7 protein-coding genes are annotated in these 12652 nt (G+C 30.8%); 2 read left to right on the forward strand and 5 right to left on the reverse strand.

Annotation, left to right across the window (positions count from 1 at the left end):
* The 5 genes from Q0L44_RS04125 to Q0L44_RS04145 form a co-directional block, all read right to left on the reverse strand.
* On the reverse strand, positions 1 to 825 hold the full coding sequence (locus Q0L44_RS04125; protein WP_296635663.1) for an amidohydrolase family protein: 825 nt from the start codon (positions 823 to 825) through the stop codon (positions 1 to 3).
* Positions 822 to 1676, reverse strand: a complete 855-nt coding sequence (locus Q0L44_RS04130) for a fumarylacetoacetate hydrolase family protein (RefSeq protein ID WP_296635665.1) — start codon at positions 1674 to 1676, stop codon at positions 822 to 824. Before Q0L44_RS04130 ends, Q0L44_RS04125 begins: the two co-directional genes overlap by 4 nt.
* A gap of 19 nt (positions 1677 to 1695) precedes the next feature.
* Positions 1696 to 2478 carry a glucose 1-dehydrogenase gene (locus Q0L44_RS04135; protein ID WP_296635668.1) on the reverse strand — a complete coding sequence of 261 codons (783 nt, stop codon included), beginning with the start codon at positions 2476 to 2478 and terminating at the stop codon, positions 1696 to 1698.
* A 19-nt stretch (positions 2479 to 2497) separates the two neighbouring features.
* Entirely contained in the window at positions 2498 to 4159 is a 1662-nt protein-coding gene (locus Q0L44_RS04140) for an altronate dehydratase family protein (protein WP_296635671.1), read from the reverse strand.
* A gap of 102 nt (positions 4160 to 4261) precedes the next feature.
* Positions 4262 to 5143, reverse strand: a complete 882-nt coding sequence (locus tag Q0L44_RS04145) for an AraC family transcriptional regulator (protein ID WP_296635673.1) — start codon at positions 5141 to 5143, stop codon at positions 4262 to 4264.
* A 211-nt stretch (positions 5144 to 5354) separates the two neighbouring features.
* On the opposite strand from Q0L44_RS04145, the gene Q0L44_RS04150 reads away from it, so the two are divergent.
* Positions 5355 to 9299, forward strand: coding sequence for a response regulator (locus Q0L44_RS04150; RefSeq protein ID WP_296635675.1), 3945 nt, complete (start codon positions 5355 to 5357; stop codon positions 9297 to 9299).
* A gap of 170 nt (positions 9300 to 9469) precedes the next feature.
* A complete protein-coding gene (locus Q0L44_RS04155; protein WP_296635679.1) occupies positions 9470 to 12652 on the forward strand; it encodes a TonB-dependent receptor in 3183 nt (1060 codons plus the stop codon).

Raw genomic sequence — 12652 nt, forward strand, 5'->3', positions numbered from 1 at the left:
TTAAAAATTATAAAAATTTAAAGCATTACCTCCCAATATTTTTGCTTTTTCGGTATCTGAAAATTCTGAAATATAATCAGTTACAATTTTTAATACTTGGCTATATGATGCGCCCAAAAGGCATACTGGCCAATCAGATCCATACATAACACGGTCCGTCCCAAAGGCTTTAAAAACAACGTCTAAATAGGGTTTAAAATCTGAAGGTTGCCAATGCTTTATGTCGGCCTCGGTTACCATTCCGGAGAGCTTGCAAAACACATTTGGTGCTTTTGCTAATGCTGTTATCTCAGTTTTCCAATGTTCTATTTTTTGGTCTTTTATATAGGGTTTGGCTATATGATCTAATACAAATTTTTGATTTGGAAATGCCTTAACCAATTCTATTGAAGCTTCTAGTTGTGGGGGGAATACCAAAAGGTCATAGGTTAAGCCAAATTGTTCTAATTTACTGATGCCGTTTTGAAAATCTGCTTGTAATACAAAATCATTGTTTTCAGCTTGAACAATATGCCGAATGCCTTTTAATTGTTTGTTTTGCGAATAATATGCTAAACGTTCTTCAACATTATCGGCTCTTAAATCTACCCAGCCTACAACGCCTTTTATAAAAGGATTTTCTTTGGCACAGTTTAATAAAAAATCGGTTTCGTGTTCCGATTGGTCTGCTTGTATGGCTATACAGCCATCAACACCATTGTTGTTTAAGATGGGTTTTAAATCTTTGGGGAGAAAATCTCTACGGATAACTTCCATCGACTCATCTATCCATGCATCTCTTACAGGGTTGTACTTCCAAAAGTGTTGATGACTGTCTATAATCATTTGTATGCTTTACAAACTTGTTTTGAAACGCCCAATCCTTCAATACCTAATTCCATAACATCACCTTCTTTAAGATATACAGGTGGTTTTAAACCCAATCCTACGCCAAAAGGAGTTCCTGTAGAAATAATATCACCTGGTAATAATGTCATAAATTGGCTGATATGACTAACCACATGTTCAACATTAAAAATAAAATCTGACGTCGTGCTGTTTTGCATTACTTCACCATTTAATTTTAACCATAAATTTAAATTATTTGGATCTTTAATTTCATCTTTTGTAGCGATAAAAGGCCCTATAGGAGCAAATGTATCACACCCTTTTCCTTTACACCATTGCCCAGATTTTTCTATTTGAAAAGCACGTTCACTTACATCATTGTGCAACACATACCCTGCAATATGATCATACGCATCAGCTTCTTCAACATAAGAAGCTTTTTTACCAATTACGATAGCCAATTCAACTTCCCAGTCAGATTTTGTACTGTTTTTTGGAATAATTACATCGTCATTAGGCCCTACCAAAGCTGTTGTTGATTTAAAAAATAATACAGGTTCATTAGGTACCTCCATACCAGCTTCTTTAGCATGCATTACATAATTTAATCCAACACAAACAATTTTAGAAGGACGTGTTAATGGTGCTCCTAATCTAGTATTTGCATCAATTTCAGGACAAGAATCTTGATTTGATGCTAACCATTTTTCTAATTTTTTAATACCTTTATTACCAAAAAATTCTTCATTATAATCTGTACCAAAAGCAGATACATCTATTTTTGTTCCGTTTTCTAATTGAACTCCAGGTTTTTCATTACCTACTGCTCCAAATCGTATTAATTTCATATTGTGTATTATTTAATATTTATTTTCCATTTAATGTTACAAATCCGCCATCTATGGCATAATTTGACCCTGTTATAAATCCTGCTTCATCCGAACATAAAAATAGGGCTAAATCTGCAATTTCTTGAGTTTTTCCCATACGTCCTATAGGTTGAGTTTTAGATAGTTTTTCAAACATTTCTTCTTCTTTACCTGGGTAGTTATTTTTAATAAAACCATCAACAAAAGGTGTATGAACACGACCTGGTGCAATACAGTTACAACGAATACCATCTTCGATATAGTCTTTTGCAATTGAATAGGTTATTGTTAATACAGCTCCTTTTGTCATAGAATACGCAAATCTGTCATAAATTCCTACAGATGAGGCAATAGATGCTAAGTTAAGAATGACACCATTTTTATTTTTCTTCATTGAAGGAATGCAGGCTTTTATACAATTGTAAACACCTTTAATATTTACGTTATATAATCTGTCTAAATCAGCTTCTTCAACGGCTTCAATATTTCCAACGTGGGCTATACCCGCATTATTGATTAAAATATCTATAGCTTCTGATTGAGAAATTTTATCAATTATCGTATTTACATTTTGTTGATTTGCCACATCACATTGATAGGCTTCTGCATTTTCGCCTAAAGCTTTTATTTCATTTACGGTTTCATTAGCAGATTCTAGGTTAAAGTCCAATATATGCACTTTAGCACCTTGATTTGCAAAGGTTAACGAAATGGCTTTTCCTATACCACTACCACCACCTGTAACAATGGCTGTTTTATTTTTTAAGCTAAATTTTGTCATTCGTATTTAATTTTTTTATTTAAAGAGACATTCCGCGTTTCCATGGAATAAAATCGTCTTGTCTTAGTTGTTTTGCTTTGGTCTTTTTTCCACTAGCCACTTCAATTACAAAATCTAATAAGTCTTCACCTGTATCAGCTATGGTTGATGTGCCTTCGATTATTTTTCCTGTATTAAAATCAATGATATCAGACATCTTATTGAATAACTTCGTATTTGATGAAACTTTAACAACTGGTGTAATTGGATTTCCTGTAGGGGTTCCTAAACCTGTTGTAAACAAGATAACATTGCAGCCCGAACCTGCTAAACCAGTAGTTGACTCAACATCATTTCCAGGAGTACATAATAAATTTAAACCAGGGGTTGTTACTTGTTCTGTGTAATCTAAAACATCTTTAACTGGCGAAGTACCCCCTTTTTTTGCAGCACCAGCAGATTTTATAGCGTCAGTAATTAGACCATCTTTTACATTTCCTGGTGAAGGATTTGCGTAAAAACCAGCGCCAAGTGCATCAGCCTTCTCATTATATGTAGACATTATTTTTGAGAATTTCTTAGCATGGTCTTCACTAGTACACCTGTTTATCAATTCTTGTTCTACCCCATTCAATTCAGGGAATTCAGATAAAACCGTTGCTCCACCTAGCCCAACAATTAAGTCTGATACATAGCCTAAAGTAGGGTTTGCTGAAATTCCTGAAAATCCATCAGAACCACCACATTCCAAACCAATAACAAGCTTGCTTAAAGGCGCAGGGTTGCGTTCAGTTTTATTAGCTTTAATCAACCCAACAAAAGTCTTTTTTACGGCTTCTGCAAGTAAATCTTGTTCAGATTCACTTTGTTGTTGTTCTAAGATGTATATAGGTTTTTTATTGTCTGGTGACATTTTTGTTAAGGCCTTTTCTAAGATACTTGCCTGTGCATGTTGACAACCTAAACTTAGAATGGTTGCTCCTGCTACATTAGGATTATTGATGTACCCTGCCAACAAATGGCATAAGGCTACAGAATCTGTAGTAGCACCTCCACAACCTCCATCATGAGTTAAAAAATGAATGCCATCTACATTAGGGAACAATACGTTTTTCGATTGTTCATGAGGCTGTTTTAAAATGTCTTTATCTAATAAATCTTTTGTTGAAGTCCCTTTTTTATAGCCTTCAATAAGAGCATCAACATCTAGCTTTAAGTGTTGTTGTTTCCCAAAACCTAGTTTTTCTACAAGTGCTTGTTTTAAAACTTCTACATTTCTGTTCTGGCAAAATACCAAAGGTATAATCAACCAATTATTTTCTGTGCCCACTTTTCCATCTGCACGATGGTAGCCATCAAAAGTTTTGTTAGTAAACTTAGATAAATTTGGGGCTTCCCAAGATGTACCCTTTGTTTTATCATCTGCACTGTATTTTTCTGTATCATGTGCTAAATTGGTTGTGCTAATTAAGCCACCTTTTAAGATTTCTTTTTTTGCTCTCCCAACCAGTACACCATACATATATACTGCATCTCCTTTGGTCAAATGCTCGATTGCAAATTTATGTTTTGCATCAATATTATCTTGGATAACATATTCCTGGTTATTAAATACTACTGTTGTATTTTTTTTAAGGTCAGTTAAAGCAACTAAAACATTATCTCTATCATGTATTTGCAGAACTTGATTATTTTTGAACATATAAAGGATATTTATGTTACAAATCTAATCTGAAATAATAATGATGTCTTGTAATGATTTGACATCTTCTGATACTTTTTTTGCTTTATGTAATAATATCTCCTATTTATTATCTAAAAGTTGAGTTTTATAATTTTTTAGATATTCTGAAGGAGTACATTTCATGATTATTTTAAATTGACGGTTAAAGTTTGAAATATTTTTAAAACCAGATTCATAACAAATTTCAGAAATGTTGAATTTATTTTCAATTAATAGTTTACAAGCATATCCAATTCGTATTTCTGAAACATATTTTGTAAATGTTTTTCGGTTGATATGTTTAAAATACCGACTAAAAGCAGAAGGATTCATATGAGCAATATTTGCCGCTTGTACAAGGCTTATGTCTTGATTAAAATTTTTAAATATATAAGATTGCACCTTGTTTTGAGTATCGTTTTTAGAAGACTTAAAATGATTGGTATACCCTTGAGATGCAATTTTTTCAATAGAAGAATGTTTTGCTAACTTATTAAGAATTAATAAAAAAACAATAGTTTTCTCAAAGCCACTCAAATTCAACATTTCTTTAATTTCTTGAATGAGATGATCTTTTACATTTAAAAACTTTAGCCCCTGTTTGGCTTCCTCAAAGAGACTAAAAATATCACTCATTTCTGGTTTTTTAATAAAACCGTCACCTAAAAAATCTTGTTTAAAATGAATTGAAATGGCTTTTGCATTTTCGTTAGAATTGGTGTTAAAATAAGCATCATCATTCACCCATATATGAGGTAAATTTTCCCCTATTAAAACGACATCACCTTTTTTAAATTTTTCTATTCCATCTCCTATAAAACAGGTGCCTTCACTTTTAAGAATAATTACAAGTTCTAATTCTGGATGGTAATGCCATATTTTTAAAAAATAAGGATATTCATTAACTCTAGTTGTAAAAGAGCTGTTATTTGTAGTGCTTCTATTTAAAAGATGAAGTTTCATTTAGATTTTTTACATTCTTAATGGTAAGGTATTGGTTTTTTAAGAATAAAATCAATAATTTGCAAAAAAAGTATTGTAATTCAATATTTTTTAGGTAGAGTTTTAGTAGCTTTATACTGAATATTTGATTTTTAAGTATTATATGACAGTAAGGTCTCATTTTTTTTCTACATTAAATAAAAGTTTATTTTTCAAAAAGCATATTTTTATTTTGATCAATTTACTTTTGTTTTCTTATGCTGTGAGTTCTCAAAATGAATATTTTAAAAACACCTCTAGAGAAGATGGCTTATCCGATAATTTTGTTAAAACCATAGAACAAGATGCTTATGGATACCTTTGGTTTGGTACTGAAAAAGGACTTAATAAATACGATGGTTATGAATTGCAAAATTATTTTCATAACGTAAAAGATAGCAGTTCTATAAGTAATAATATAATTAATGATATTCTTTACACCTCAAATAAAAAACTTTTAATAGCTACTCAAAGAGGATTAAACATTTACAATTATAAGCTAGATAACTTCAGTCTTATTAATCAAAAACAAAGGAATTATTTTTCAAATCTTATTGAAGATGAGAATCAAAATGTATGGGCTATATACGGAAATAATAATGTTATAAAATTTGATAAAAATTTAAATTTTACAGAAAATTTTAATTTAAATAAAAAAGTAGAAAGAAAGTTTAATATTAAAGTTACGTCATTCAATATTTTTGAATATGATGATGCTCATCTCTTTTTTTATGTAAATAAAAAAGCATTTTACCTTTTTAATTTTAATACCCAAGAAATTTCATTGTTAAGCAAAGATATTTTTAATGCCAAAAATGAAATCACAAAAATTTTAAAAATAGATAAAAACCAATTTTGGGTGAGTACTCTTAATGGTGTTTTTATTTATGAAGATTCAAAAATAAAAAAGCATTTAAAAAAAGGCGTTGGAAATAAATTTTTAAATAACGCATACGTTAGAGATCTTAAAAGAGGTTCTACAAATGAGATCTGGATATTTACTGATGGAGGAGGTATCAATATATATGATATCAAGCAGCAGAAATTTAGATACATCAAAGCGAATAATAGAAATGAATCTAGTATTGGTTCAGATTTTTTATACACTTCTTATTTAGCTAAAGATGCTACATTGTGGATAGGAACTATAAAAAATGGAATAAGTCACAATATAAAAAAGAACCTTTTTAAAACCTATAAAGTAAAAGAAGACAAACGAAACTCTTCAACAGAATACCCTGTTTCATCACTTTTTTTAGATTCACAAAACAGAATTTGGGTAGGAAGTGATGGTAATGGGCTTTATCAATTAAAAAATAACAATTTAGAACTTGTTTTTTCTGATGAGAATATAAAAACAATTAGAAGTATGAATGAGCTTGATTCGAACAGCTTGTTATTAGGTGCTTATAAACAAGGGTTGTTTTCTTTTGATATAAAAAACAAAAAATATCAATACCAATCTTACATACACAAATACATAGATTCTTCAAAAAATGTTGCTTCAATCTTAAAAAATATTGATGAGGATATCATAGTTACTTCAAACAGATCTGTGCTTTTTCGCAACAAAAAAGTGGGTGCAAAAAGGCAATTGGAGCTAAATAATTTAACAATCACAAATAGGGTTTTATCTTCTTTTAATGATAAAGAACAAGATTTCACTCTTTTGGGATGTATAGGAGTGCTTTCTAAGTTTCAAAATGGGGTTATTAATCATATCAGTTTTGCTCCAAAAAGAATTGTAGCTATAGAAAAGCATCAAAAAAATGAATATTGGCTTGCTACAAATAAAGGAGTTTGTCTTATAAATATACAAACAAAGAAAACTCATTTTTATGCTAAAGAGTCTGGGTTAAATTCAATTCAAATAAATTCTATGATTAAAGACAATCAAGAGAATTTATGGGTTGGTACTTCAATAGGAGTTTCTAAGTTTGATGTTTCTTCTAAAAAATTCATCAATTATAACTATAGAAATGCTTTTAAAGACAATCAATTTGTAAACCCCGCAGTCATAAAAGATGTCAACGGGAAAATTTATTTTGGAGGTTTAAAAGGAATTTTATCATTTAACCCAGAAGAAATTAAGGCGCCAAAAAATGCTAGAAAAGTTGTTTTTACAGATTTGGTTATAAATTATAAAGATTTGAATTCTAAACAAAAAGTCACAGAAAATTACATAGCAGATGATAATTTTTTAACCTTAACAAATGATCAAAAAGTAGTCACAATAAAATATTCAACCTTTGATTATCAATATCCTGAAAATACTCTGTTTTCTTATAAACTGGAAGGTTATGATAAAAATTGGATAACTACAAAAGAAAGAAATCTAACCTATATGAACTTGCCAAAAGGGCTTTATAATTTAAAAATTAAAGCATCAAATGAGGTTGGAGAATTCGGAGAATTATATGCTAAATTAAAAATTAAAGTATTGCCTGCTTGGTGGCAGACGATTTGGTTTAGACTTTTATCTATGATGGTTTTTTTAGGTACTATTTTTTTAGGGTTTCATCTATTCTTTAAAAGAGAAAGGATAAAAAGAGAAAGTAAATTTGAAAAACAAGCGCTAAAAAATGAAAAAGAATTAAATGAAAAGCAGTTAAGATTTTTTACAAATTTATCACATGAAATAAGAACACCTTTAACTTTAATCATAAGTCCAATAAGAACCATCATAGAAAGTGAATTTTTTAAAGGAAATTATTCTAAAGATTTAAAGCTGATAGAAAAAAATGCTCAAAGAATTAATAAGTTAATCCATAGAGGAATCGATTTTAGAAAAACGCAGTTTAAAGAGCCAGAAATACAACCTGTAAGAGCAGACGTTGTTTCCTTTATTAAAGAAATATTAGAAAGATTTAAAGGGTATTCTAAGGTAGAGAATATCAAACTAGATTTTAAAACTGATACCAAAGAAAAATTTATTTGGTTTGATAAATACATGTTAGAAACAATCATGTATAATTTATTATCAAATGCATTTAAATATAGTGATAAAGGAGGTAAAGTAGTTGTTTTTATTTATAATAAAGAAAAGTCGATAGAAATTAAAGTTAAAGATTTTGGGATAGGAATATCAAAAGAAGATTTGGATCATATTTTTGAACGTTTCTTTCAAACAAAAGACCATATTGGAGGGTCTGGTATAGGTCTTGCGTTAACCAAGAAATTTGTGGAAGCGCATAAAGGTACTATTTCGGTAAAAAGTAAAAAAGATAAAGGTTCTAGTTTTAGTATAAAATTATCAAAAGGAGATGCTTTAAAAAATAATCGTTACATAATTGAAGAAAAAAATGCAGAAGCACCCAAGAAGCTACCTAAAGAAATTAAAGAAAAAGGAGAAGAAAATAATGAAAACGTTGTTGTAAAAGATAAAAGAATTCTTATTGTTGAAGACGAACCAGACTTAAGAGAGTATTTAAAAGCTAGCTTGTCTAAGTACTACAATGTTGTCACTGCAGAAAATGGTAAAATAGGTTATGATTTAGCGATTAAAGAGAATTTTGATTTGATTCTCTCTGATGTTATGATGCCGAAAATGAACGGAGATGAGCTGTGTAAACTACTCAAACAAAATGAGGCAACAAGTACAGTGCCTATTGTTTTGTTAACAGCTAAAACTTCTGGAGAAGATAAAATTAAAGGGTATAAGTTTGGGGCAGATTCCTATTTAGAAAAACCCTTTCAATTAAATGTTTTACTTTCGGTATTAGAGAGTTTGTTAAAAACAAGAAGTGCATTAAAAAGCAAATTTCTTAAATTAATAGAAATAGATGTTGACAAAGAATCTATAAGTAATTCTGATAAAGTTTTCTATGATAAAATTATAGAAATTATGGAAACCTACATAGACGACCCAACTTTTGATGTCACTAAATTTTCAAGAGAAATTGGGATGAGCAAATCTTTAATTTATAAAAGGCTAAGAAAAATTACAGATATCGGTATAAACGATTTAATGCTGAAGCTAAGAATGAATAAAGCTGCTTCAATGTTAACGCATACCAATAAAACAATACAAGAAATCGCTTTATTAGTTGGCTTTAATAGTCCTAAATATTTTAGTACATATTTTAAGAAACAATTTTCATCTTCCCCTACAGTTTACAGAAAGAACAACAAGAAGTAAGCCAAGTATCATTTAAAAATTATGGGTTTGTAGATGTAAACACAAAAATGGAAGTTTTGTGGATTATATTAGGTGCAGTTTTTTATGTTAGCTTCTATATTTGATGAAATGTTAACAAAAACTTAAAACGTTTTTTTTAGAAACAAAGATTTACAAGATAAATAATTCTTATGAAATATATTTTAAATAAAACTCATTTAATTCGGTATGCTAAAAACAGCATAATCTTCAAAAAATTTTTCTGTATCTTTTTTTTCATATTTAGTTTTAGTAGTCAAGTTTTAGCAAATGACTTCAAAATTTTAAAGGATAATCAAGAGAGAGTAATTTCTGGTACAGTTTTAGATGATACAGGTATAACTTTACCTGGGGTTTCTATTTCAATAAAAGGAACTAGCAAAGGAACACAAACAGATTTTGATGGTAAATTTTCAATTGCTGTTCCTAATGAAAAAGTAATTCTTGTTTTTTCGTATTTAGGGATGAAAACTAGAGAATTACCTGTGAAAGGAAAGCTTACACTCACCGTTGTTTTAAATTATGAGGCAGAGTCCTTAGATGAAATCGTTGTTGTAGGATATGGACAAAAGAAAAAAGCAAGTATTGTTGGTGCAATTGTAACTACTAAAGGAGAAGAACTTTTAGAGGCTGGTGGTGTGACAAATGTTGCTGAAGCTTTAGAAGGAAGGTTGCCAGGGGTTTCAACGATACAGTCTTCAGGGCAACCTGGTGCAAACAGTACTCAAATATTTATTAGAGGTCAGGCTTCTTGGAATGGTTCTGGTTCTCCGCTTATTTTAGTAGATGGTGTTCAAAGAACAATAAACGATATAGATTTCGAAGAAATAGAGCAAGTTTCTGTTTTAAAAGATGCTTCAGCTACCGCCGTTTTTGGAGTACAAGGTGCTAATGGTGTTATTTTAATAACTACTAAAAGAGGTAAAGAAGGAGGTGCAAAATTATCGGTTTCGGCAAATACGACAATTAAAGTAGTTTCAAAGTTGCCGCAGTTGGTAGATTCATACAATTCAACATTTCATGTTAATGAAGCTATCATGAGAGAGATTATGTATAGCCCTAACTCTTGGAATGATATTATACCTCTTGGTATTGCAGATAAATACAGAAATCCAGCTAGTGTAGAAGAAAGTTATATATACCCCAATACAGATTGGGCAGGTTTACTGCTTAAGGATTTTGCACAAGATTACAGGGTAAATCTTAATGTTAGAGGAGGTAATAGTTTTGTGAAATATTTTGGGAGTTTATCAGTACAAACTACTAGAGATATTTTAAAAGGAGCGGATTATGATAATGGAAGAGGATATAGCACAGGATATAAGTATGATAGGTATAATTATAGAAGTAATTTAGATTTTGACCTTACTAAAACCACCAAGTTTTCTGTTAATCTTGGAGGATTTGTAGGTTTTCAAGAATCTCCTTCTGCAAGTAATGCAAGAATAATTGGAGGTTTGTACTCTTTTGCGCCTTCACTTTACACCCCTTTATATCCAGATGGGTACTTTGGATGGGTTCCGACTCAAGATGATACTTTTGCCAACCCACTTACATCCTTAATATCCTCGGGGAGTTCTACTCAAAGAAGAATTCAGGTTAATACCGATTTTATTTTAAAACAAAAACTTAACTTTATAACTAAAGGTTTATCATTTACAGGAAGATTATCGCTTGATAATAGATTTAGTTCAACAAGAAGGCTTTCAGATCCAGTATCTAATATCATCTTTAGGACCTATGATTTAAATGGAAACGAAAGTATTATTTCTGAGCCAGGCGTAAATGATTTTGATTTTGTACCTAGGCCTTGGACTTTAGGTTCAAATAATATTAACGACGGTTCTAGATTTAGAAGACTAAATTATAGGTTGTCTTTAAATTACAAAAGAACATTTGGTGACAAGCACGATGTTTCTGCACTGCTTCTTTTTATGAGAGACCAGTCTGCAAGTGGTAGTGTTTTTCCAAGATTTCGTGAAGATTGGGTAACCAGAGTTACGTATGATTATGATTCTAAATACCTTTTAGATATTAGTGGGGCTTATAATGGTTCAGAAAAATTTGGACCCGGAAATCGATTTGATTTATTCCCTTCAATTGCAGTAGGATGGGTGCCAACTAAAGAAAAATTCATGGAAAACATAAATTGGATTGATAGGTTTAAATTTCGTTTTTCTTATGGTCTTATTGGAGATGATAATTCAAGTGGTAGATGGAGGTATTTATCACAATGGAAAAATGGAGGTCGTGCTAGCTTAGATTCTAATACTTTTGGAGGGAATTCAGACTATATTTGGTACAGACAAACTATTGTAGGGAACCCTGATCTTCGATGGGAAACCGCTATAAAATCTAATTTTGGAATCAATGCATCCTTTTTAAAAGGAGCAATAACTACAGAATTTGACTATTTTAATGAAAATAGAAAAGATATCGTTATAACAGGAAATCAGAGAAGTGTTCCAGATTGGTTTGGTGCTTTGCCTCCAGATGTAAATTCCGGAGAGGTAGAGGTTAAAGGATACGAGTTGGTATTAGGCTTAAACCACACTTTCGACAATAACTTAAATCTATGGTCAAAAATTGCTTTTAGCTCTGCCAAAGATAAAATTATTTATAGAGAAGACCCAGAATTAAGACCAGAGCACTTACAATTGGCAGGTTATCAAATCGGGCAAACAAGAGCAGCCATACCAGGCCAAATTTTGCAAAGTTGGGATGATATATATGGAGCAACACCACTTAGTGTGGGGCAAGATTCTAGACGTCCAGGGTACTACGATATCGTTGATTTTAATAGTGATGGTTCTTATAATGAAGACAGAGATGATGCACCTTATGGTTACCCTACTCGTCCGCAACAATCTTGGAGTCTTAGATCTGGGGCAAGGTATAAAGGGCTTAGTTTTACTGTAATGTTTACAGGGAATCGAAATAGTACCAAGCAATTTATAACAAGAACGTTTCAGAAAAACACCTATCTAATTTATGATCATGCATTAGATTATTGGACAAAAGATAATCCTAATTCAACCAGAACATTACGATATTGGAGTGAAAGAGAAGGAGAAAATGACCCTCTTCGTGATTATTATGATGCTTCAATAGTAAGGCTAAAAACGGTAGAATTGGCTTATAAAGTTCCAAAAAAACTATGTACAAAAATAGGTTTTAACTCTTTAAGAGTATTTGTTAATGGTAACAATTTACATTTATGGACTAATTTACCTGACGACAGGGAATTTAATGGAACAGGTACTTCAGATTCTAATTTTAGAGGAGATTACCCAACAATACGAAGATTTAATCTTGGATTTAATTTAAACTTTTAA

The sequence above is a fragment of the Polaribacter sp. genome, from assembly GCF_024639685.1.
Lineage (GTDB): Bacteria > Bacteroidota > Bacteroidia > Flavobacteriales > Flavobacteriaceae > Polaribacter.

What these genes read in the sequence shown, in the direction of transcription:
- Q0L44_RS04125 (WP_296635663.1), bottom strand. Translation starts at nt 825, where the DNA reads ATGATTATAGACAGTCATCAACACTTTTGGAAGTACAACCCTGTAAGA.
- Q0L44_RS04130 (WP_296635665.1), bottom strand. Translation starts at nt 1,676, where the DNA reads ATGAAATTAATACGATTTGGAGCAGTAGGTAATGAAAAACCTGGAGTT.
- Q0L44_RS04135 (WP_296635668.1), bottom strand. Translation starts at nt 2,478, where the DNA reads ATGACAAAATTTAGCTTAAAAAATAAAACAGCCATTGTTACAGGTGGT.
- Q0L44_RS04140 (WP_296635671.1), bottom strand. Translation starts at nt 4,159, where the DNA reads ATGTTCAAAAATAATCAAGTTCTGCAAATACATGATAGAGATAATGTT.
- Q0L44_RS04145 (WP_296635673.1), bottom strand. Translation starts at nt 5,143, where the DNA reads ATGAAACTTCATCTTTTAAATAGAAGCACTACAAATAACAGCTCTTTT.
- Q0L44_RS04155 (WP_296635679.1), top strand. Translation starts at nt 9,470, where the DNA reads ATGAAATATATTTTAAATAAAACTCATTTAATTCGGTATGCTAAAAAC.